Here is a 23,023-nt window from a genome sequence, read left to right as displayed (position 1 = left end):
ACCGGGGAGTACTACTGGGCAGACACACGGCGGGTGCTAACGTCCGTCGTGAAGAGGGCAACAACCCTGACCACCATCTAAGGTCCCTAAGTTATGGCTAAGTGGGAAAGGATGTGAGGATCCCAAAACAACCAGGATGTTGGCTTAGAAGCAGCCATCATTTAAAGAAAGCGTAACAGCTCACTGGTCTAAATAAGGGTCTTTGCGCCGAAAATGTACCGGGGCTAAAGCCATACACCGAAGCTGTGGATGCACGTATGTGCGTGGTAGCGGAGCGTTCCGTAAGCCTGTGAAGGGACAGTCGTGAGACATCCTGGAGGTATCGGAAGTGAGAATGCTGACATGAGTAACGATAAAGGGAGTGAGAGACTCCCTCGCCGAAAGTCCAAGGGTTCCTGCTTAAAGTTAATCTGAGCAGGGTTAGCCGGCCCCTAAGGCGAGGCCGAAAGGCGTAGTCGATGGGAACCACGTTAATATTCGTGGGCCTGCAGGTAGTGACGGATTGCGTGTGTTGTCAGGTCTTATTGGATTGATCTGGCAGCGAAGCGGTTCCAGGAAATAGCTCCTGCATATAGACCGTACCCTAAACCGACACTGGTGGACTGGTAGAGAATACCAAGGCGCTTGAGAGAACTGCGTTGAAGGAACTCGGCAAAATGCACGCGTAACTTCGGAAGAAGCGTGACCCTTCTTTAGGCAACTATTGGAGGGTGGCACAGACCAGGGGGTAGCGACTGTTTACCAAAAACACAGGGCTCTGCGAAGTCGCAAGACGACGTATAGGGTCTGACGCCTGCCCGGTGCTGGAAGGTTAAGAGGAGATGTGCAAGCATTGAATTGAAGCCCCAGTAAACGGCGGCCGTAACTATAACGGTCCTAAGGTAGCGAAATTCCTTGTCGGGTAAGTTCCGACCTGCACGAATGGCGTAACGACTTCCCCGCTGTCTCCAACGCAGACTCAGTGAAATTGAATTCCCCGTGAAGATGCGGGGTTCCTGCGGTTAGACGGAAAGACCCCGTGCACCTTTACTATAGCTTTACACTGGCATTCGTGTCGACATGTGTAGGATAGGTGGTAGACTTTGAAGCCGTGGCGCCAGCCATGGTGGAGTCATCCTTGAAATACCACCCTTATCTATATGGATGTCTAACTGCGGCCCGTTATCCGGGTCCAGGACCGTGTATGGTGGGTAGTTTGACTGGGGCGGTCGCCTCCTAAAGAGTAACGGAGGCGCGCGATGGTAGGCTCAGAACGGTCGGAAATCGTTCGTCGAGTGCAATGGCATAAGCCTGCCTGACTGCAAGACTGACAAGTCGAGCAGAGACGAAAGTCGGTCATAGTGATCCGGTGGTCCCGCGTGGAAGGGCCATCGCTCAACGGATAAAAGGTACGCCGGGGATAACAGGCTGATGACCCCCAAGAGTCCATATCGACGGGGTTGTTTGGCACCTCGATGTCGACTCATCGCATCCTGGGGCTGGAGCAGGTCCCAAGGGTATGGCTGTTCGCCATTTAAAGCGGTACGTGAGTTGGGTTCAGAACGTCGTGAGACAGTTCGGTCCCTATCTGCCGTGGGTGTAGGAATATTGATAGGATCTGTCCCTAGTACGAGAGGACCGGGATGGACGTATCTCTGGTGGACCTGTTGTCGTGCCAACGGCATAGCAGGGTAGCTATATACGGACTAGATAACCGCTGAAGGCATCTAAGCGGGAAACTAACCTAAAAACGAGTATTCCCTATCAGAGCCGTGGAAGACTACCACGTTGATAGGCCGGGTGTGGAAGTGCGGCAACGCATGTAGCTTACCGGTACTAATAGCTCGATCGACTTGATCATTCTCATTTACAATATCCATCGAACAAAGTTCGATGAAAACTTTGCCCCTCACGCCTTATTCACTTCGTGAATGGCTCCGGGAGGGCGCCGGGCAACCGGCGGCACACAGTCGTGTGCTTATTGTTTATCAGCGCCTGAAAACAACTCAATATCAGCACGAAAGACAACAGCTTCTCATATTTGTGTTCTTCGCCGACCTGGTGGTTATGGCGGAGCGGCTGCACCCGATCCCATTCCGAACTCGGCCGTGAAACGCTCCAGCGCCAATGGTACTTTGTCTTAAGACACGGGAGAGTAGGTCGCTGCCAGGTCTGCTAAGCACACAAATAATCCCATCTTCTCAAAACAATACAAAACAGACATTCAACGCAATAAGCGCGAAAAATACCGAATATATGACTGCGTGAGAGTGGCTCGGAGCAGCCCGTTCGGTCTAAAATCGATAATCAATCGATTTTTAAACGACCTCACCTCATCAGGCCCATGCCTTGAAAAAAGGCGCCTGACTTCGCTCCCGGGCCGCAATGGTTCGTAACTCATAACGCGGGGTGGAGCAGCCCGGTAGCTCGTCAGGCTCATAACCTGAAGGCCGCAGGTTCAAATCCTGCCCCCGCAACCAAAATCTCCAAAAAAATCAAATCAAAAAAAGCACGGTGCAAATGCAGCCGGGCTTTTGGCGTTTCTGATGGCCGCTCAAAGCCGGGAAAAGCAAAGTCATCCCAACAAAGCCACGACACCAGCAAATCCATATCCCAATAACGTGATAGCAAAGAATTTTGTCGCCCCGCAGTAAACTGATAGAAGCCCAAACGAAAACCATCTCAACGGAGACTGTGATGAAGCTCTATTACAAACCCGGCGCATGTTCATTGGCACCCCACATCGTGCTCAGCGAAGCGGGATTTTCCTATGATCTCGAAGCCGTCGATCTCAAGGAAAAGAAGACTGCCAGTGGTGCCGATTACCTGAAAATCAATCCGCGTGGTGCAGTACCTGCTATCGAGGTTGAGCCCGGAATCGTGATTACACAGAATGCAGCAATCCTGCAGTATATTGGCGATCATTCTGATGTTGCGGCCTTCAAGCCCGCCTATGGCACGATTGAACGTGCCAGATTGCAGGAAGCGCTTGGCTTTTGTGGCGATCTGCATGTCGCTTTTAGCGGTTTGTTCGCGCCCAATCTGACGGAGGAAGCAAAGACCACGATGATTGCCTCCATTAATCGTCGCATGGGGCAGCTTGAGGCGATGCTTTCAAGCGATCACGACTTTTTGCTCGGTACGGATTTTACGCAACCCGACGCCTATGCATCGGTCATCATCGGTTGGGGCCATATGTTGAAGGTCGATCTTACGGCCTATCCTAAGTCTCTTGCTCTGCGCGAACGCGTCATGGCGCGTCCGGCAACCCAAAAGGCCCTCAAAGAAGAAGGCCTGATTTAAACACAAAAAGCCCGGTGGCAAACTGTCGCCGGGCTTTTGGTTTCTAGAGCATTTCCAGTTTTCATTGAATCATTGGAAATGCTCTATGTCTCTTTTTTTTAAGCGCATCCCGAAAACCGTTTCATATTTTTCAGGATGCGCTTTAGAGCGACGAATTGAAATGTGCTTGTATACACTTGATGTACGCGACGAAGCCTAAATTCTAACTATTCTCAGGTAGTTGTTGATGGTTTGGTGTCAGGGCGTTCGACGAAGGCGCAGCTTCTGCGGTCAGTGCTATAGCGGCAGCTGTGCTCACCTGCTCAAACTTATCGACGTGCATTGAATGGTTTTTACGCCATCCCCCATGAAGATAGAGAGCGCCTGCCATAAGCATCGTCGAAAGCATAGCAACAGGGAAGCTCAGCCACAGGGCATCCGCTCCCAGCCAGTCTCGCATGCCTACGGCAACACCAAGTCGTACCGGGTACATTGAAACAAACAGAATGATTAGCGGCCAGATAACTTGCCCATTCGCCCGTACGGTACCAAACAGAACCATGGAAACGCCAAAGGCGATAAAGCCCCAGGTTGCGATCTTGCCAATGTGCTGACCGATTGGAATAGCTGGGCTTTCAGAACCCAGGAATATTTGCATGGCCTGCTTGTCGGCAATGAGCAGCAAAGCAACCAGAATACCGGTCATCAGAATGGCGTAAAAGACGCCAATCCGCGTGATGCTGGTGACGCGATCCCATTTGCCAGCGCCTATGTTCTGAGCAGCCATCGCACTCACCGCTGCGCCAAGCGCCATGGCTGGCATCTGAACATAGGTCCATAATTGTTGTGTTGCGCCAAAGGCTGCGGTCGTATTGACGCCTTCCTGATTGACCAGTCGCATCATTGTCAGCATGGCACTCGACACTACGATCATCTGGATACCTATCGGAAGCCCTTTGCTGAAAATCAGCTTCAAGACCTTGAGGTCAGGCACAAGAAGCCAAAGTTCCTGTCCTTTGAGGCGCAAAGGCAAATTCTTGCGATAGACATAGATGAGCATGGCCGCGAGACTGATATAGTTGGCTACGGCTGTGGCGAGTGCCGAGCCCGATATGCCGAGCGGGGGAATTGGGCCGATCCCGAGAATGAGCAGTGGGTTAAGTGCAATATCGAGGAGCACGGCGAGACCCATAAAAATCAACGGGGTCATGGAATCACCGCTGCCGCGTAGCGCCATCATTAGGATGGTTTGCATGAGAATGGCAGGCATCGCGACGAAGGTAACTTGCAGGAAGGCGCGCGCCAGTGGTTCAATCGTTTCCGGAGTGCCGAGCAGTCCCAAGACATGCGGTGCGAGGAACCAGCCAACCACAGCCACGATAATGCTGACGGGAATGAAAGCTCCAAGTGTCGTGCCTGTGATGGCACGAGCTGTTTCGATATCTCGCCGCCCAAAAGACTGGCCGATCAGGATCGTCGAGGCCATGCCGAAGCCGAAGACAAAGGCGGTGAGCAGAAACATTACCAGATTGCCGTTTGTTGTCGCTGCAAGAGCGTCTGTCCCCAGCAACTGACCGATCCAGATTGCATCGATGGAGCCGTTCGCCGATTGCAGGATTGATGAACCGAGCGTCGGTAGAGCGAAAAGCAACAGTGCCTGATTGATGGGCGCGGTTGTCAGATCAATGGCTTTTTTCATCCGGTCTCAATCTTAGTGTGCGAGCTACATTTGGTTGTGAACATACTTCATTCGGATGGTTTTCACAGTCCGACTTTTAACGCAGTAACGTTTGAAGCAGTTGCACAGCCGTTAGAGAAAATTCGCTTTGATAGAGTGAATCATTTTGCCCTTCTTTAATCTTCGGCACTTGTCAGACCCACTAAATCTGGCTAGATCAAAAATGTAATGTTATTACGTTGCATTGCGCGCGAAGATAAATGGCTTCGCACCTGAAAACAGGAGTTTCACAGTGCTAAAGACGCTTTCACAAATCGCTGTAGCTGGCCTTCTTTCTGGTATCATCATGACGGGGCAGATAATGGCGCATGATACTGCCAAGGCAGAAAGATCTGATGGGCATTCACATCGTCATTCTCATAGCCACGACAATGATATTGCTCAGGGTTTTTTCAAGAATAGTCAGATCAAAGACCGTACTCTTTCTGATTGGGAAGGAGACTGGCAGTCTGTTTACCCCTATCTGAAGGACGGGACACTAGAGCCGGTTATGGCGCATAAGGCAAAACACGGTGACAAAACGGCTGAGCAATATCATGCTTATTACGACACGGGGTATAAGACAGATACTGATCGCATCGTGATTACAGGTGACAAGGTCACTTTTCATGAAAACGGCAAGGCTGCTACGGGAGACTATGCCAGCGATGGTTATGAGATCCTTTACTATGACAAGGGCAAGCGCGGCGTGCGTTATATTTTTAGAAAGACGTCCGGCGATCAGTCTGCCCCGCAGTTTATTCAGTTCAGTGATCACGGCATCGCGCCCGAGAAGGCAGGCCATTATCATCTTTATTGGGGTAATGACCGCGCGGCTCTGCTGAAAGAACTCACCAATTGGCCGACTTACTATCCGTCATCATTATCCGGCAAAGAAATCGTTGAGGAAATGATCGCGCACTAACATGCAATAGCTGTCTGCGCATTGGCTTATGTTTTTTTAAGAACGGCCAATGCGTGGATAGCTCTGAGACGGGCTTTCAAAAAAGATCAGCGCGGCTCGATCTTTGCTTTGACAAAAACATCATAGCGGGTGCTTTTGCCGAGTATCTGATGCGACGGTTTTCGTATTCCGGCCATAGGCTCCGCACGCAGAGGCCATTTAAGCACAACGCGATTTTGCGCATGTTCCAGTGCGACGTGCATCAGCTTTTCAGAATCCGGATCGGTGCCGACGATCTCGCGGATCTGGCGCATTTCTTTTTTGACAAGTGCTGAATTTCCGCGTGGCGGATGCATTGGATCAACGAGAACGACCTGCGGTTTTAATTCTGGCAAAAGCTGACTGGAATCTCCATACAGTAAAGTCATCCGCGCGACGGTTTCGGCATATTGCCCACCTTCTGCAGCGGCCTTAGCCAGAGCATCGGCAAGAAGAGCATGCATGCGTTCTGAACGCTCAATCAACGTGACCTTTGCGCCAAGCGAAGCGAGCAGAAAAGCATCGCGTCCAAGGCCGGCTGTTGCATCCACAATCTCGGGCGTAACCCCTTTTGTGAGGCCTGCGGCTTTGGCCAGAGCCTGACCACGACCTTCGCCAGAGCGAAACCGGTGGCCGACTGCACCGCCCACGAAATCAACGACAAGCTCGGATGCTTCTGCTTTTTGGGACATGGCTATTCTCAGAAGGGGCTGGGGGCGGAGAAGCGTATATCGTTGCCGTCGGGATGTTTGAAGCCAAGGTCCTGCGCATGCAACATCAGTCGGTCTGCTGCAGCAAGTGCCGGGCCGTCGGCATAAAACGCGTCACCGAGAATGACATGCCCAATTGCCTTCATGTGAACGCGGAGCTGATGGGTTCGCCCGGTTAATGGAAACAGTTGCAGCCGGGTTGTATTTTCACCCCGCTCTAAAACCTCCCAGCGCGTTTGTGCAGGTTTGCCATTTTCTGGGTCAACACGATGGCGAGGTTTGTTATCGGGATCAATCGCAAGGGGAAGGTCGATGAAACCTTCATTCTTGTCCACTTTTCCCCAGACCTCGGCAACATAGCGTTTATGCGTTGTCCGCGCTTCAAACTGTGCCGCAATCGCCGCATGCGCTTTGCGGTTCAGTGAGATCAGCACGAGACCAGATGTATCCTTGTCGAGGCGATTGATCATCAGCGCTTTTGGAAACTGTTTCTGAACACGGGTGGCGAGGCTGTCAAACAAAGCAGGATGCCGTCCGGGAACCGACAACAGACCGCTTGGTTTATCCAGTACAAGCATGTCCGCATCGCGATGGATGATCGAGATATACGGCTCAAGCGGCGGATTATAAATCGGAATGTCAGACGATGTTAAATTCATATCTTTCATCTAGCATAGTTTGACTCTTCCGGAGAAGTGGCGTGCGCTTTAAAGCTTTTTGCGTCCGCCTCACTTCTCCACATTTCTTGCGTAAATGGATCGAGACTATTTATGGCCTCAAAGACCACGCTCAATGCGAAAAATCTTGAAGCGCTCGGCGCAGAGCGTCTGGCCGAACTGCTTATTGAAATCAGCACAGGCAATGCGAACCATAAACGCCGCCTTCGTATGGAGCTTGCTGGTAATTCCAGTGGTTCGGAATTAGCGCATGAGGTGCGCAAACGCCTCAATAGTATTTCGCGCGCGCAAAGCTGGATTGGTTGGCGGAAGATCAAGTCCTTTAAGACCGATCTGGAAAGCCAGCGGAAGATGATCGTGGAGAAAATTGCGCCTGTCGATCCAGATGAAGCTTATGAACTTATCTGGCAGTTCCTGTCGCTTGCGGATTCCGTGTTTGAAAGATCGGATGATGGTAATGGCACGATTATCAGTAGCTTTCATGCCGCAAATGAGGATGCTGCACTCATAGCGAAGCAGGCGAAGGTTTCATCTGACAGGCTGGCTGAGAAAGTCTTCAATGCCTTACAGGATAACAGCCATGGCCAATATAATAATCTGATTGTTGCCATTGTCCCCGCACTTGGGGAGTCGGGCTTGCGAAAGTTGCAGCACGGCTTTGAAGACTGGTTAGCTGACAGCCGCGATAGCAGGCAGTCGAACAGCAGATCGTTCACTGCCAGACCAGCACTTCAGCAGATAGCGGATGCCCTTGGAGACGTTGATCTTTATATCGCGCAACATCCGCTTAATACACATGTCATTCCGCGCGTCTCAACGGAAATAGCCCGCAGGCTGCTTGATGTTGATCGTGCGCAAGAAGCTTTGACAGTGCTGGACAAGGCCAAGTTTGGGGGGCGGCGGGATATTTCGACTGATTGGCAGGCGATACGGGCCAAAGCGCTCGAAGTGCTTGGCCGCCGCGATGAAGCGCAGCAGTTTCGCTGGCAGAGCTTTGAGCAATCGCTCAACGAAGAGCTGTTGCGTGATTTTGTGCGACGGTTGCCGGATTTCGATGATATGGAAGCGGAAGAGAAGGCCTTCACTTTTGTGGCAGATTACCCGGATGCGAACCGTGCGCTGCAATTCTTTCTGCGCTATCCGTCTCTCAGCGATGCTGCGAAGCTTGTTCTAAAACGCAGTTTGGAGTTGGGCGGTGATCAGTATGAATTTATGTCACAAGCGGCAGAAAAACTCGCAGATAAATATCCTCTTGCAGCAATGCTCGTTCTTCGGAACATGATCGATTTCACACTCGGACATAGCCGCTCAGGTCGATATAAATATGCGGCGCAGCATCTACTTGAATGTAAGATGCTGCATCGTAATATTGTCGACTACGGAATATTAGTTAATCACGATATATATGTAGCAAACCTTCGCAGACAGCATGGAAAAAAGCGCGCCTTTTGGGACCTGATAGATTGATCCTTATTCTCGCAGAAAACATCGATGCCCATCATGGATAATGCAGTGGTCGAGCAACTGGAAAAAGAGGTCGCTCGCTTGCGGCTAGAATTGGCTGACAAAGAAAAACTCATTAATGAGCAGGCGCAGGCACTTCTGCATTTTAAGAAAATCTATGGCCAGTCTTCAATCGTCGCACAGATTGGCATTTGGGAATGCACTTTGCCCGATGAGGAATTAACCTGGTCAGACTATGTGTATGATATTTTTGAGTTGCCCCGCGGTTCTTCCCTCACACGCGCGCATACGCTGGCTTGTTATACTGAGGCTTCCCGGCAAGAGCTGCAAAAGCGGCGGTCAGACGCAATTGCCAGTCGCAGTGGTTTTACGTTCGAAGCCGAAATAACGACGTTTCAGGGCAATAAACGCTGGATACGTATCACTGCGTCGGTTGACTGTCAGGACGATGTGCCAGTTCGCATTTTTGGTATGAAGCAGGACGTTACTGATCAGAAAGCTCGTTTTGATCGAATTATGTATCTTGCTGAATATGATCAAATGACTGGTCTGGCCAATAAAAGCCAGTTCCATATGAAGTTATCTTCTGCGCTCGAAGATGTCGTGATCGACAATGAACCTGATTACCTTTTACTCATTGATCTTGATGGCTTCAAAAGAATAAATGACGAATTCGGCCATCTTGCGGGTGATGAATGTATCCGAGAAATCGGCAACCGCCTCAGCAAGACTGATCTTTCGGGCGGCAACATTTTCAGAATTGGTGGTGATGAGTTTGCAATTATCACATCCCATATTTGTAAGCCGGAACAAGTCAATCAGTTGGCCAAAACCATTATCGAAAGTGCGTGTGATCCAATTTCCTATAATGGTATCAATTTAAAGCTCGGGGCATCAATTGGGATTGCGCCTATATCAGGCAGTTCAGCGCCTGACGTTTTTTCCAGTGCCGATGCGGCTTTGTATGCGGCGAAAGCTTATGGAAAAGGTGTGTTTCGCTTCCATCAGGGATAATATCGACTAAATCAACGTTCAGTCTTTCTATTTTTTGATGCTGTATTAGTTTTAGGCTTGGGTACTCAGAAACTGGTTATATTAGATCGATAGGGAGATAGCTGATGGCAAAAGTGAATGTCGCTGTTCTGGTTGGAAGTCTGAGAAAAGAGTCGTTCAATCGTAAGGTGGCAGTGGGTTTGAATGCGGTAACGCCGGATGACATGGCCCTGACGCTTGTTGAAATTGGCGATTTGCCGCTCTACAACCCTGATCTCGATACGGATACGCCGCCCGAAGCATGGACGCGGTTTCGCTCGGAACTGGCGAAAGCCAATGCTGTTTTATTCGTAACACCTGAATATAATCGGTCTGTTCCGGCTGCGCTTAAAAATGCCCTTGATGTAGGGTCACGCCCTTATGGCGAGAGCGTGTGGAGCGGAAAGCCAGCAGCAATTATCAGTGGCTCGCCGGGCAATATTTCAGCGTTTGGTGCCAATCATCACTTGCGTCAGTCGCTCGTTTTTCTGGATATGCCGACTTTGCAGCAGCCAGAAGCTTATCTCGCGCATGTTGATAAAATGCTGGATGAAAGCGGGAAACTGGTGCCTGATACCGCAAAGTTCCTCGGCGATTTCCTCAAGGCATTTGATCGGTTTGCTCAGAAGAATATCTGATAGAGCTATTTCAAATGATCAAAAAAAAGCCACGCATCCAGTGACTGGTTGCGCGGCGATTTAGTTTTGAAAATTATTGATTGCTTGAGCTGATCCTGCGTTTTAGATCGCAGCGATAGTACATGCTTCATCAAACTGGCCGTCGGTGCACCAGCGACACCCACTGCTCCCATCGTTACATCGCTGACCTTCACCGGAACACAGTCAGCCAGAACGAGGAAGCGATCAATGAATGCGAGTTCGGCTGCTGCAGGGTTCTTGGAGATGTTTTCGGCCAGTGCTTGGTTGGCATACGCGAGGACGATGAGGTGTAAGCCTTCTGGCGTGCGGCTTCAGGTGTGTGCGAACCGGCATTGTCGGCACGCAACACGGCACGAAGGACACCCGCGCGACCAACAACAGCTGTTGAAACATTATAACCCTCAGCGAAACACGCTGCGACTGCTTCGCGTACAATCGTATTGGCCAATTCCACTGACATATTCTTTTCTTCAAGGATCTGTGCGGATGAAGCCGAGGTCTAAGGCGGCGGCCGTGGCCGTTTCAAGTGTGTTTAACGCACCTTTTTTCAGAGTAGCGCACAAAGACCAAAATACTCTTTTTGCATCATAGGCTTTGGTAAGCATCGTTAAATATTCTTCAGTATGACGCGGATATCACTATCAATTGTAATCAGTCGTAATTATTATTTGCTGAGGTGATCGTTTAAATGGTGGGGCAGTAAATGGAGCAGACAGCAGCTAACGATAGCGTTGCAGCGGATATTTTCCGGCTTAAACCTGCCAAATGGAATTCTTGGCGTGCAATTCGCGCTGCTTTTTGCATCGGTTTTCCATTCGCTGTAGGAATCATCTTTGACGATATAATGACGGGTATGTGGGTTGCTATGGGTTGCCTTATGATGGTAACCGGCGAAGGATCTGGCAGCTACAATTCGATTTACAGGAAGATGCTGATTTCAGCGCCCATGGGTGCTGCGGGTTATCTCTTTGGTTATCTCGGCTCTTTGCCATGGGGCGCAGTCGTAGTTTCTATGATGGTTGCTGGCTTTGGGGCCGCTTTTCTAAGCAGCAAAAGCAGTGCACTGTCCATCGGTACATTGCAAACTTTGCTTTTGGCCTCAATCGCGCTGGGTGTTCCTGCAATCACTCCTTTTTGGCAACCTGCCCTTCTATATTTGGTTGGAGCTCTTTTTTACGCAGCAGTTCTTAGCGTGGAGGTTCTGTTGAGAGGCTGGCATTCCGAAGATAGTTCGCCAGAAACTACCAACGTAAAGCAGCCAGCTCAAAATCTAGCTAAAACCGAGCATTTAGCTATTGCAGCTGCGATTGCGTTTTCGGTCTGTCTTGGTGTTTCGTATTGTGCGCATTGGTTTGATCGCGACGCACATTGGTTTTGGATACCCTTAACCGTTGGTTTGGTGATGAAACCCGATTTTGGATCCATACGAGATCGTGCGATTCAGCGCGTGATCGGGACAATCGCAGGCGTTGGAATCGGTGCTGTAGTTTTGGTAACTTTACCAAAGGGTGCTCTGTTTGTTGCAATAATGGCGATTTTGGCGGGGCTTCTCCCTTGGGCAATGCAGCGTTCGTATGTTTTGCAGGCCGTTTTTCTTACACCTTTGATTTTGATGCTGGTTGATGTCATTATTCCGGGGGCCGCAAATATCGATTACGGAGTCCAGCGCTTGATCGATACAGCGATAGGAGGCGCGATCGTTATTATCATAGGATATTTGCCACTTCGATATTTCTACAATAGTTCTTACTGAGCAGTGGTTATATCGTCTGCGGGCATTGAATTAGGCAAAGAGCCATCCTGAACTCTTATAAACAATTCTATTTCAGTGTTTTTGTTGGGCGTAGCCATGGAATGGGTGTTTATTGGCATCCATAGCATGCCCAAAGCCGGCGAAAAGGGCGTCTCTTGGCTCATCGCGACAGTCATTTGATATAGATGCAAACTTATCCGAGTAATGACTAATAAAGCTCTGCGACTAAATCGAGAACGCGACTTTCAGTTCCACCTATCGTTTCAATATCATACGCGGATTGTTGAAGCGCATTCTTCACGTGTAGCAGTACGCGTTGATTACCCTCAACATCCATGTCCGAAAGTCTCCCAAAATCATCGTTCACCTCCTTCTTTCAGTCTAATATTTCCTCTCTTTTCGGTGTCCGTCGTCGAATGATTTGAGACTATTTGTGTTTTTGAAGATTGGAGTTTCCGGCTCGGTTTGGGGTTTGATTTAAGCGGCTTTGGCCTGGTGGTTCCAGCGGCGTTTTCTGATGGTGTCTCGTTTGATCCTTTCGCGTTCGAGCAGGATGGTCTGTGCGCGTCCGAAGTAGACGTCGGCGGGAGTGAGATTGTCGAGGCTCTCATGGTAACGGCGATGATTGTAATGCTCGACGAAGGCTGCAATCTGGGCTTCGAGGTCCTCCTTGAAGAAGTAGTTTTCAAGCAGGATGCGGTTCTTCAGCGTCTGGTGCCAGCGTTCGATTTTCCCTTGCGTCTGCGGGTGGCCGGGAGCGCCGTGAACCTGGTCGATCTTGTATTTCTCCAGCCATTCGCCGAGATCGGAGGCGACGTAACACGAACCGTTGTCCGACAGCAGACGCGGCCGGTGCTCAACCTTGACCTTGTCACAGCCTGAGGCGGCCAATGCAAGATCGAGTGTATCGGTGACGTCATCCACCTTCATGCTGGTGCACAGCTTCCAGGCGATGATGTAACGGGAATAATCGTCGAGGATGGCCGATAGGTAAAACCATCCCCAGCCGATGACCTTCAGGTAGGTGAAGTCGGTTTGCCACATCTCGTTCGGCCTCGTGGTCTTGTCCTTGAACTCGTCATTGGCCTTGATGACAATATAGGCTGGCGACGTGATCAGGTCGTGAGCCTTGAGTAAGCGATAGACCGAAGCCTCTGATACAAAATAACTTTCCGTATCAGTGAACTTCACCGCCAGTTCACGCGGTGACAGGTCGGCATGATCGAGCGCCAGTGCGATGATGCGATCCCGGATATCGTCAGGGATACGATTCCACACCCGCGAAGCTGCGGACGTCCGCTCTTCCAGTCCTTCGACACCGTGGGCAAGGAACCAACTATACCATCGATAGAAGGTCGGCCTTGGAATGCCCAGCTTGTCGAGAGTTTGCCTGGCTGACAAATGCGACTGCTCCACAAGCCGGATGATCTCAAGCTTTTCGGTGGCGGGATATCTCATTCGTCGTCGCCCCCATCCCCGATCATGCTTTTTTTGAGCAGGCGGTTTTCCAGGGTGACGTCGGCTAATGCCTCCTTCAGGTCACGGCTTTCACGACGCAGCGCTTTTACTTCGTCGCTGGTGGCAGAACGGGCGGTGTCGCCTGCAAGGCGCTTCTTGCCAGCTGCAAGGAATTCCTTCGACCAGCTATAATACAGGCTCTCTGCAATCCCTTCGCGGCGGCAGATCGCAGCAATGCTGTCTTCCCCGCGCAGACCTTCCAGAACAATACGGATTTTATCCTCGGCCGAATAATGTTTACGCGTGGCACGACGGATCTCTTTGATCGTCTTCTCCGCAGAAGACGTTTGGGGAACGGGTTTCTGTCTCATCTTTGCGTCCTTTGATAAAGCTATGATGAGCCGAAAACCCTCTCTTCTCAATTAATACAATTTGGTCTCATGGGCGTTGATGTCGGACACTGTAGAGGTAATTGCCATTACCTCTTTCAAACAGGTACTTAGCTTCAAATCCAGGAATCACAGCTTTTTTTATTTTCATAAGCACATGCGTACCGATTTGTGTACCAAAAGTACATGCTAAGTCATTGATTTTAAAGAAAACAAGTGCTTAGGAAGGCTTTATGGCGGAGAGGGTGGGAGGGTCCGCCATTGTCACCAAAAGCCTAGAAAATAAGGGTTTCCCGCACCATCTGCTACGGGTTTGTGTAGCAGTAATGTGTAGCAATATTTGTGGGTTTTGCAACATGTTGCAGCGAGTTTGCTGCGGTATAAGTCAATTTTTGGCTGACGCAGTTAAAAAGACTATTCTAACCTCAAGCGTGATAAGGAATATCGATAGGGCTCTGCCACAGTCCATGTGCTATTCCCTCCGAGAGTAGCCACACGAGTGACGAGACCGCGCCGGTGCAGCCGCCTGATGTCCCCAACACTGATATTAAATCTTTGCCCAGTCACAATGCGTCCTGTCGAGACCAATATGGAAATGATCAAGCTCGCCATTTCTGGTTTAGATACGGTTCGGTAAATCTCCGAAAATAGTTCATGAATTTCTCGCCGTTCGGGTGAGGGATTTTGCAAACGCGCATATTCGAGAATTTCAGACAGCGACTGTGCACCAATTACGCGAGCATGGTGAAGCCGCTCGATCACTTGGTCAATTGTCAACTTCGTACGCGGTTCAAAATGGTGCCTAGCTTTCCGGCAATCATAAGCCACCTCGAAACGTAGTCTTTTATTCGTTTTCGCGTATATCTTGAGATCGGAACCCGGGCCCACTCTCATGGCTATCCGAGGTGAATTATCATCAACGCCAATCTCAATTGAGCCGTCTTGTAAGAGGGCATTACACGCTTCTGGAGAAAGTTCTGTCCATGCTGTCGAAGAAGACGCCGCTAGCCCTTGAATTGGAGAAATAAGTCGGTTCATCTCTTCTAAAGGACGCTCTGACCAATATTCCCAGTAGGTCTCAATTTCTTTGATCTTGAATAAAATTTGCCGGTCGATAACCGCGAAGCCTGTGGTCTCTTCTGCGGCTTGCTGTAAAGTGCCCGAAATAAGCCCAATAACGCTATTGAGGTATCTTCGGACATTCTCCATCCACGCAGTCGGTCGAGCGAGCGAGAGGAGCCTTTGCGAGCCGATGTGAACATTGTTACCGCGAACCAGTGGCACTTCGTACATATTACTAACTTCGCGATTATGAAACAATTGCGAAGGTTCGTTGATCCAAACGCTCACAGGGCGTCTCACTATGCCAACTGACTGTTGATTTAACCATCGCGTAGGATTGAGCGCTAATTGCGCGGTAAATCGCCACCGATGTCCCTGATCCGTCGAGATTGAAGCAGCCGTTAGTTTTCCGGAGAAAAGTGGAACGCGTGGAGACGTTGGACTAGTACGCTTCCTTATTCGCCATGAGGTTGGATGGAGTTTATTGCCGGGCGAGTTGAAAAGGCTATATTCGCCACTGTCATCCTCAAACAGACCAGCTAGATTGCTGCGGAAGTCGCGGAATGCCTCGTCCGTGCCACTCCCGATCCACCCCTCAACATCGACCAGTATTTTATCATGCCTTCCAGACTGAGCATTAGGCTGAACACTATCTGAGTAGTCTGGGATGAGGTGAGGATATACTGACATTCCTCATGTGTAGTATGGTGATGGTTTCTATTACGTATACATAGGATGTGTTGGTGCGGCATCCGCACGTTCTATGTACGGATGGTTATAAACCTCCGTGTAACGTTAACGAGTGCAACATGTTGCAGCATCTCTTTCTCATGGTCGGAATTTGATTTGCTTAATGGTTCCTGCGGGTTGAGGCCTTCTTACTTCTTTCAGTGGTACTCCGGGAGCTAGGACAAGCGTATTCGGTGCCTCAAAACCTATACAGGTATCGAAGGGGCGCTGGTCTCCGTTGATTGTGAGGAGGCCACAGTAAAGTTTGCGCCCGTCTGATCCACGACGATCAGCAATAAAGCGGCGTCCGGCTGGAAACAGATACTTGTTCCATGCGTGATCCTGCACAAGTGTTGCGCGAGTGAATTCGATAGCGTCATATCCCTGCGGCCCCGGTTCCACGGCATTGATGGAGACGCAACCGGCGATAAGGGCGAGCGCTGGTATAATCAGAGCAGCTTTCATTTCGTTGTCTTTCCAAATGAGATCGTGAGGCCACTCATAAATTCGGGGCCTCTTTGTTGAGGTGCGTCTTCCCGGACTGGCTTTTCTTCAAATTTGCCATCTTTCCGGAAGCTGTCCGGCAATGGTTGATCCAAATCCTGCCGCTCGGGTTCTTTTCGCGGCTTGAACGCAAGGCGCATGATTTCGCCATAGCTTTTAGCGTCCACCTCCAGCAGCGCTCGCTTGCCGTCGGTGAATTCGATAGCGACAATCTTCTCGTGCGTATTCCCGCCACCAAGGAGCCCGGCAAACATTCCGAGCGGCCCCAGCGCCAAACCGCCAATCGCGCCCCAGCCTGCCTTTTTGAGGACAGAAGTGCTATTTTGTTCGGTCAGAAGGTCAATGCTCACCACTTCGCTGTCAGTATATTCCGGCCCAAACACACGAGCCATACGAATACGGTTCGGTTTACCAAGAAATGCTGGTTCAAATATGCAAACTGTTCCGGGAGCCCAGTCCCCGGCTAGTACCTTTATGCCCATGCTACGCACCTTTGCATAAACGGCTAACGTTTCGCCGCCATTGCTTCAACTTGCATGTTTACGTAATCGCTGATGCCTTCAAGCTCATTTTCAGGCAGGCCTTTAGGCTCTTTGCAGCGCTTGTAAGCTTCAGCGAGCGCTTTACCCGTATCAGGCCGCTTCTGCTTATGCAGAACGGTTGCGGCTCGTCCGATCAGACACGCAACATAATCATCGCTCTTGTCGGCATGGGCGATTGCCGGAAGGAAAATCACGCCCAAAAACAGAATAAACGCTCGCTTCATACCTCATTCCCCACCATGCCGACTTCATTGATGCGATAAATCTGCTGTCTCGGCACTTTAAGGCCGTCAGATGCTTCGTAACGCGTGAAAATGTCTGCATATTCCGCGCCATTTTCACGTCTTAGCTGCCCTGCAAGGTCGATGCTCTGCAATTTCAGCGTTGCAAACCATTCTTCGCCTGTGCTGCTGTAACGCTCGACAATTCGTCGCCAAGCATCCGGCTTGTTGAAACGCTGGTGCAAAGCCATATGGATTGAATGATTGAGCGTGAACGGCTCCCACGAGTAATAGTTTTCGCTATGCAAACGTAGCTGTTGGGTCTGACCAGAGATGCAACATGTTGCACCGCGTTCGAACCAGCCATTGTCTTCACGCCACATTATCAGTTGCCAGCCGCGCACTCTTTCGATGTGGGTGAAGCCGTTATAGTCGGGCAGTTGGTTCCAAGGCCACTTGCGCAAGCCCTTCATGCTGAAAGGCCTCCTGTAGCCTCAAATTGAGCAGCTGAGCGCGGCGACGAAGAAAGAGCAAGCAGAACGCGCTGAACCTGCGCTGCAAGCGTGCGGATAATCTCAGGGCGCTCCATTCCCGGCTGCATAATCAGCGGAATAAACACGCGTTTCGGGCTTTCGACTATGATTTGAATATCGTCTGGCAAATCAATGCCCCGACGCAGTCGATCCAGTGCTTCCGGTGAAGAATTGCTATCAAAGCGAAGCCAAAGAGGTGAGAATTTGTGTGCAGCCCATGCAAGGCTGTCGAAGGTGATGAAAAACACTGTTTCATGTCCGCGTAGAAAGCGGCCATAGAAGCCGAGACCGCCGGACGGGGTTAGTCCTTTCCGATCAAAACCTTCGAAGTTCAGCAAAGCTTCCCCGACGTCGTAGACGATTTGCCCATACTGGAAATAGCGGCGGGCGGTCTCGATGCTGGTTAGCTCTTCGCTGCGCAAAGGAAGAAAGGCTTCCGTATCCATGCGTTCACACAGACCGATTAGCTGCCGGACATCATCTAAGCGTTCTGTTTCGTCGCGGATTTCCATCTCTCGCAGAACTGTCGCGAGCAATGCACGCCAACTCACCAGAACAAAATTGTGTCTGTCATCAATAGTTGCTTGCCAGAGTTCGGGTTTAAGCTCTCGTCGGGCGCTTACAGCATAATTTCCGCCGTTCAGTCTGCGCGTGAGTTCCTGCCAGAGCGATGTCATCCGGCCCGACGGAATGATGAATAGCAAAGATGCTGGCACACCCACTGGAAGGCGGGCTGCATAAGTGAGGGGCTGGTGCTGTGTGAGCCCGGCGTGAAACTTGGTTTCCGCAACCACATAGCGCTGCAAATCGCTTCCATAACCTTCAAGGTCGGGGCGTCCATCGTCTTCCGCAACCGCTTGCGTGGCGAAAGACAAATCGTCTGGTAAGTTGAAGCCGCCTGCACCTGCAATTGCGGTAAACGCTGCTCGTGCCGCCGCTGACTTTTGCAGAATAAAGCCGAGTGCCTCAATGGCTATATTCTCGGGCGATTGACTGAAACGGGTTGCAAGATGCGCAAACAGGGTTTCGCTCATTGCGCTGCTCCACTTTGTGAAGCAGCAGCTTTTGCTGCCTTTTCCTTCAGGACGCGCTGCACATCTTCGTCACGGAGAACGTCACGAATAAACGGATTGCAATCGGGGCGATTTGCCTTCAGCGCCTCTGTTAAGCCAGACGTGTCGAACGTGGTAGTTTTGGGGTTGGCTTTGTAAGGTGTTACTCGCATTACGAGGCGATTGGCTTCGCGGACTTCTTCGATAAAGCCTCGTGCGTAACCGGCATGAGTGACTTCACCGTTTGGATCGGCATACCAACCCTCTTTTCTTGGCCTTCCTTCACCAATGCGCTGGGTGACATCTGTTGAAGCCCAATCTTCTACACCAAGGTAATCGTTCCAATTAACAAGTGCCGCTGCGTCTTTTCCATCGCAAAACAATTTAAGACTGATGTCGCTGTCATCAGCCTGAAGCGTGATGACAGTTTTCTTCTTGTCTGTCATTGCGTCGGTGCTGACAGATACTTTCCATTTTCCGATGTCGGGGCCTGCGGGTGGCAAAATTTCGGCGTTTGTTGCGCTCGTCGGCTCACATGCCGTTAGGAGCAACAACGAAAAGCCGAATAAGGCAGTTTTTAATGAGCCCGAATGCCGATGACAGCTTAATGTAGAAACCATGTTACCCCCGAAGGGTAATCGTCGCGGGTTCGTCCCCCGCGAAGTATCCCTTCAACCCTCTGGTGATCGGGGAGTTCGAAACTGCATGACACAGCCCCACGGCCTTTAGTTCGGAGAACCTGTTGCATACGCCGCAGGCTCCCCGACCATAGGTCGAAGAGTGGTGCCTATTCAGAGGCACCAGCTTAGTCATGTGAGGTTTCGAAGCCCCAAAGCCGCACGTACGACTTCACTGCCTATTTCCCGCAGTTCCTGTTAATTGTCAAAGGGTTTGGATTGATGCGGCCCGATGCTCATGACAGATTTGTCAGGAAGCTTCGAAAAGTAGATTTCAATAATTAGAACTTTAAGAACCTGTTGTTTGCCAAGTCGTACGTCGTATCTGGGGGATTGAATGTACAATCTTTTATTGTCGGGAGATGACCAGAAATGGGACACAGGTTATGCCACTGTGAAATATAGTCGATTTTTGCAATTCAGCGAAAACCGATTAGTGAATGAGTTTAAGGAACTGAATTATCGAAATATCAGCCGGATCAAAAGTTTCCCAGTCATTTTTGGCTATGAGAACCGGTGTGAACGCGCTGCTCGTGTGGGTTGGATCACGAATATCGAAAAAGATTTTGGGGCAATAAATATTAATTTTCGGATTGACCGTGCATTTCACCCCATAGAGCCAACGCGCCTAATATCGCTTTCCCGTGAGTTGGGAATAGAAAACGACCACGAAATATACACGACCCACTGGGCAATAAAAGACGTCGATCTGATAAACATTTTGACGAAATCCGGCTTACTCAATCGAGTGAATTATCAGGAAGCAATTGACTTGAAATTCAGTAGAACAACCATCGTCTCAGCTTCAAACCTACTCAAAAGCCTTTCGCATTCAGAATTAGACGAGTTCATTCTTGAGGTTGGTGTTGAAGGGTTAAATGCGCCAAAATCAATCGGCGGTAGGCAAGCTCGTGCAACAGAAATTGGTAGGTTCACAGTCGATAATCCCGATGCGCAAACACCTGAAGGTGAATACTTATCTTCTGCCGTCGTGAAACGAGCGGCCCTACTTGATAATAAATATCCCAACGGGTATTTGCATGACGTTTCGGACAATCAAAGAAATAAGTTCTGGCAAAGTCTTGAGGCTGACGGCTATCTTTTCGATAAAGGTGAGATCACTTCAACATCTGGAGAGCGAGATGCTCCCGATCTACCGTCAGAAGTTAAAAATGTCAGTCGGGTAAAAGAAAGCTCGGAGAAGATGATGACCAAAGTTGATCCGAGAAAAGTATTCATCGTTCACGGAAGGAAGCAAGGTCCCAAAGATGCCGTTGCGCGTTTTCTGGCTCACATTGGATTAACGCCACTTATACTTCATGAAGAACCTAGTCGTGGACAAACCTTATTCCAAAAGTTTCAAGACGTCGCTGCATCGTCCAATTTCGCGGTAGTTATTATGACGCCAGATGACATCGGTGGGCTTGAAGGTGAAGAACCGCGTGGGCGTGCACGGCAAAATGTTATATTTGAACTTGGTTTTTTCATTGCCAAGCTCGGCCCTGAAAATGTCTGCGTTCTGGTTGACGGCGATGTTGAAAAGCCGTCGGACTATGGGTCCGTTGTGTACGTCCCCTATGGTGACAGTACGAATTGGAAGGCTGACCTTGCACGAGAGTTGAGAGCCGCGGGAATGGTGTTTAATGCAGAGCGTGTATTCTGAGTTCAAAACTAATTGTCTAATCACATACTGACCTAAGTATTCTATAAACAGATGCCCGGCTGATATTAAGGAGCCGGGCGATTTCCGATGCACCAGTTCCTTTTTTATTCAGGGAGCGTACCTCGTTAGCCTTGTTTCGAGCTGTAGGGGCACGACCTCTGTATCTACCTGCCGCTTTGGCTGCGGCTATACCTTCTCGCTGTCGGACCAACATTATGCTGCGTTCAAACTCAGCCATCGCACCGAAGACTGTGATGAGCATTTTACCGGAGGGCGATTTCGTATCGACAACGCCGCCGCCAAAATCAAGTATGCGAAGGCCGACGTCTTTATGGTCTAACGCTTCCACGATAGAAAGCAGGTGACTGGTTGAGCGGGCTAGCCGGTCCAATTTGGTAATAACTAGGCTGTCGCCCTCACGAACAAACTCGAGCGCCTGCTCTAGTTGGCTTCTGTCGGCGACTGAAGAAATCTGCTCGCTAAAGATCTTTGTGCAACCCGTTGCACGCAAATCTCGTAGCTGCGCCTCTAATCCAGCATTCTGCTCTGCAGTCGAAGTTCGGGCATAACCGACGATCATCTAAGCCTCTGTTTCTCATATGCGTTTAGACACAATGAGAAACTGTCTCAAAAATGCAAGACCTAATTCATGTGAGACAATTTTAAATGCACAGCGGCAGTCTCACATGAGCAAGGCTTATAGATACAAGCCAACTCGGATTGGCGGTAAAGTGAACGTTTCAGAACGAGATCATCCACCATTTTCAATTTTAAGGGCGGCGTTATTGTTGCTAATTAGAAAGTGAAAATAAATATGCTAATTCTTGCATAACAGTGTGGACATCGCGAAGTCTATAATTCAATCATAGCGTTCATTAGCTTCGTTCAAAGCGTCGATGGAGATTATCATTTCTGTTCCAACAAGATCATTTTCGCTCGAAGACATTATCAATGGAATGGAAAGCCGCATGCCATGGCGCGTTGCTGCAAAAGTGCTTACTGCCCACGGTGGGCCGAAAGCCCGCAGTTGGGAGCCGTTCAGAGAAAAGTTGTCTAAACAAAAAACCGACATCGATGTGGAAGGTCTGTCGAATGCATTCCTAGAACACATATTGTATGGCGAGAAAGCTTCTCGATTTTACACTGTCAACGAAGACATTTTAGAGAAGGCGCGTTCGTCCTTTTTGGCTCGAAAAGAATTTTCGGAGTTTCCTTTTGCAGAACTGTCAGACGAGGTAGAGGCACTTCCGACTTCTAAGCCCAAGCTCTGCTTCATCCATGAAAGTGAGGACGGCGTAACTCTAGTCTACAAGTCCATTCGTGCGGTAGAAAAAAGAGAGGCTGTCTCTATGGCAGCGATACCAGCAGATGCACGCCCAGCTTTTTCTGAATACAAAGAAATCATTGGGGTTAAGCAAAACAAATTTCGCGCATTTGATGTTATTTGGCTGCCGTATGATGGTGCGGTAGTCGAATTACGCGTCGACTTCCCCAATGGCGCTAATGCTGACGCCTCAGAGATCGCGATCAGCCAAACCTTGGAGGCGTTCAAATCAGATAGCTCCTCCGCAATTGATGAGACGCCTGTCAATCTATTTCCCATAATCAAGCGCATATACGAAGCCGCCAATGAGGGAAGAGTAGTCGAATTCGCGCTTCATACTTCAACTGGCTCTTTCAAGCATGAGAAAATGCGTCTAGGGGATACCTGCCTGCGAGAGGAACGTTATCATCTTGGCGGAAAAAATGCGCTCCGAGGCGAAATTGAACTGTTCAAACTAGGTGTCAGGTGGACGGTTGACTATGGTGAGGACGACTACACCAGCCCAGAGCTTTTTTTAAATGGCAGCTTCAAGATGTTGCATAGTAGAGATTATCCTTTAGAAACGGCAATTATCCGTAACTGCACTGGTGAATTGGATTACAACTTCATCAGAGCAAAGATTGATGAGCACCTAAAGGCAGATGCCACCTGAC

The 23,023-nt window shown here is 49.9% G+C and carries 21 protein-coding genes, 1 tRNA gene and 2 rRNA genes (1 of these 24 running past the window's edge); 11 read left to right on the top strand and 13 right to left on the bottom strand.

From position 1 onward, the window contains the following. The 4 genes from RI570_RS05175 to gst all read left to right on the top strand — a co-directional run. Positions 1–1,840, top strand: a 23S ribosomal RNA gene (locus RI570_RS05175) (it extends 972 nt beyond the left edge of the window). 196 nt (positions 1,841–2,036) lie between these two features. Next, positions 2,037–2,151, top strand: a 5S ribosomal RNA gene (gene rrf / locus RI570_RS05170). Between the two features lie 231 nt (positions 2,152–2,382). Next, positions 2,383–2,459: transfer RNA gene (locus RI570_RS05165), tRNA-Met, on the top strand. Between the two features lie 217 nt (positions 2,460–2,676). Further along, positions 2,677–3,282 (top strand): glutathione transferase, encoded by a 606-nt coding sequence (gst, locus tag RI570_RS05160; RefSeq protein WP_313827326.1) that lies wholly within the window; start codon positions 2,677–2,679, stop codon positions 3,280–3,282. 202 nt (positions 3,283–3,484) lie between these two features. Here the strand turns inward: gst and RI570_RS05155 are convergent, their stop codons facing one another. After that, a complete protein-coding gene (locus RI570_RS05155; RefSeq protein WP_313827324.1) occupies positions 3,485–4,960 on the bottom strand; it encodes an MATE family efflux transporter in 1,476 nt (491 codons plus the stop codon). A 271-nt stretch (positions 4,961–5,231) separates the two neighbouring features. Between RI570_RS05155 and RI570_RS05150 the strand changes: the two genes are divergently transcribed. Then, the gene (locus RI570_RS05150; RefSeq protein WP_313827323.1) at positions 5,232–5,903 is read left to right on the top strand and encodes a metal-binding protein ZinT; all 672 of its coding nucleotides are present in this window, start codon (positions 5,232–5,234) and stop codon (positions 5,901–5,903) included. Between the two features lie 86 nt (positions 5,904–5,989). Here the strand turns inward: RI570_RS05150 and RI570_RS05145 are convergent, their stop codons facing one another. Next, positions 5,990–6,613: a class I SAM-dependent methyltransferase gene (locus tag RI570_RS05145; protein ID WP_409558620.1), complete on the bottom strand. Its 624-nt coding sequence runs from the start codon at positions 6,611–6,613 to the stop codon at positions 5,990–5,992. Positions 6,614–6,621: 8 nt separating this feature from the next. Then, positions 6,622–7,290, bottom strand: coding sequence for a pseudouridine synthase (locus tag RI570_RS05140; RefSeq protein ID WP_313828558.1), 669 nt, complete (start codon positions 7,288–7,290; stop codon positions 6,622–6,624). Between the two features lie 111 nt (positions 7,291–7,401). Between RI570_RS05140 and RI570_RS05135 the strand changes: the two genes are divergently transcribed. From RI570_RS05135 to RI570_RS05125, 3 genes are all read left to right on the top strand, one after another. After that, positions 7,402–8,775 (top strand): DUF6880 family protein, encoded by a 1,374-nt coding sequence (locus tag RI570_RS05135; RefSeq protein WP_313827322.1) that lies wholly within the window; start codon positions 7,402–7,404, stop codon positions 8,773–8,775. 24 nt (positions 8,776–8,799) lie between these two features. Next, positions 8,800–9,786 carry a diguanylate cyclase domain-containing protein gene (locus RI570_RS05130; RefSeq protein ID WP_313827320.1) on the top strand — a complete coding sequence of 329 codons (987 nt, stop codon included), beginning with the start codon at positions 8,800–8,802 and terminating at the stop codon, positions 9,784–9,786. 104 nt (positions 9,787–9,890) lie between these two features. Beyond that, positions 9,891–10,442 (top strand): NADPH-dependent FMN reductase, encoded by a 552-nt coding sequence (locus RI570_RS05125; RefSeq protein WP_313827319.1) that lies wholly within the window; start codon positions 9,891–9,893, stop codon positions 10,440–10,442. 190 nt (positions 10,443–10,632) lie between these two features. Here RI570_RS05125 and RI570_RS05120 read toward each other — a convergent pair whose 3' ends face one another. Continuing rightward, positions 10,633–10,923 carry a heme-binding protein gene (locus tag RI570_RS05120; RefSeq protein WP_313827318.1) on the bottom strand — a complete coding sequence of 97 codons (291 nt, stop codon included), beginning with the start codon at positions 10,921–10,923 and terminating at the stop codon, positions 10,633–10,635. Positions 10,924–11,166: 243 nt separating this feature from the next. On the opposite strand from RI570_RS05120, the gene RI570_RS05115 reads away from it, so the two are divergent. Then, on the top strand, positions 11,167–12,216 hold the full coding sequence (locus RI570_RS05115) for an FUSC family protein (RefSeq protein ID WP_313827316.1): 1,050 nt from the start codon (positions 11,167–11,169) through the stop codon (positions 12,214–12,216). Between the two features lie 477 nt (positions 12,217–12,693). Here the strand turns inward: RI570_RS05115 and RI570_RS05110 are convergent. From RI570_RS05110 to RI570_RS05075, 8 genes are all read right to left on the bottom strand, one after another. Beyond that, a protein-coding gene (locus tag RI570_RS05110) for an IS3 family transposase (RefSeq protein ID WP_313827315.1) occupies positions 12,694–14,045 on the bottom strand; the annotation gives its coding sequence in 2 pieces (ribosomal slippage) (positions 12,694–13,709 and positions 13,709–14,045; 1,353 coding nt in all). A gap of 432 nt (positions 14,046–14,477) precedes the next feature. After that, complete coding sequence (locus tag RI570_RS05105; protein WP_313827314.1) at positions 14,478–15,413, bottom strand: hypothetical protein; 936 nt, start codon at positions 15,411–15,413, stop codon at positions 14,478–14,480. A 540-nt stretch (positions 15,414–15,953) separates the two neighbouring features. Continuing rightward, positions 15,954–16,319 (bottom strand): hypothetical protein, encoded by a 366-nt coding sequence (locus RI570_RS05100; protein WP_313827313.1) that lies wholly within the window; start codon positions 16,317–16,319, stop codon positions 15,954–15,956. Further along, positions 16,316–16,711 carry a hypothetical protein gene (locus RI570_RS05095; RefSeq protein WP_313827312.1) on the bottom strand — a complete coding sequence of 132 codons (396 nt, stop codon included), beginning with the start codon at positions 16,709–16,711 and terminating at the stop codon, positions 16,316–16,318. The genes RI570_RS05100 and RI570_RS05095 overlap by 4 nt, the downstream gene beginning before the upstream one ends. 152 nt (positions 16,712–16,863) lie before the next feature. Then, positions 16,864–17,124 (bottom strand): hypothetical protein, encoded by a 261-nt coding sequence (locus RI570_RS05090; RefSeq protein ID WP_313827311.1) that lies wholly within the window; start codon positions 17,122–17,124, stop codon positions 16,864–16,866. Then, on the bottom strand, positions 17,121–17,594 hold the full coding sequence (locus RI570_RS05085) for a hypothetical protein (protein WP_313827310.1): 474 nt from the start codon (positions 17,592–17,594) through the stop codon (positions 17,121–17,123). Before RI570_RS05085 ends, RI570_RS05090 begins: the two co-directional genes overlap by 4 nt. After that, entirely contained in the window at positions 17,591–18,688 is a 1,098-nt protein-coding gene (locus tag RI570_RS05080) for a hypothetical protein (RefSeq protein ID WP_313827308.1), read from the bottom strand. Before RI570_RS05080 ends, RI570_RS05085 begins: the two co-directional genes overlap by 4 nt. Next, positions 18,685–19,326 carry a hypothetical protein gene (locus RI570_RS05075; protein ID WP_313827306.1) on the bottom strand — a complete coding sequence of 214 codons (642 nt, stop codon included), beginning with the start codon at positions 19,324–19,326 and terminating at the stop codon, positions 18,685–18,687. The genes RI570_RS05080 and RI570_RS05075 overlap by 4 nt, the downstream gene beginning before the upstream one ends. Before the next feature lie 1,261 nt (positions 19,327–20,587). Between RI570_RS05075 and RI570_RS21650 the strand changes: the two genes are divergently transcribed. After that, positions 20,588–21,046, top strand: coding sequence for a TIR domain-containing protein (locus RI570_RS21650; protein WP_409558647.1), 459 nt, complete (start codon positions 20,588–20,590; stop codon positions 21,044–21,046). A gap of 16 nt (positions 21,047–21,062) precedes the next feature. Here RI570_RS21650 and RI570_RS05065 read toward each other — a convergent pair whose 3' ends face one another. Further along, positions 21,063–21,626 carry a recombinase family protein gene (locus tag RI570_RS05065; protein ID WP_313827304.1) on the bottom strand — a complete coding sequence of 188 codons (564 nt, stop codon included), beginning with the start codon at positions 21,624–21,626 and terminating at the stop codon, positions 21,063–21,065. 316 nt (positions 21,627–21,942) lie between these two features. Between RI570_RS05065 and RI570_RS05060 the strand changes: the two genes are divergently transcribed. After that, a complete protein-coding gene (locus RI570_RS05060; protein WP_313827302.1) occupies positions 21,943–23,022 on the top strand; it encodes a hypothetical protein in 1,080 nt (359 codons plus the stop codon). The last annotated feature ends 1 nt before the right edge of the window (position 23,023 follow it).

Origin of the sequence: Brucella pseudogrignonensis (assembly GCF_032190615.1) — a bacterium.
Lineage (GTDB): Bacteria > Pseudomonadota > Alphaproteobacteria > Rhizobiales > Rhizobiaceae > Brucella > Brucella pseudogrignonensis_B.
Note: the sequence above shows the minus strand (reverse complement) of the source record. Positions and strands in the feature narration are given on the sequence as shown.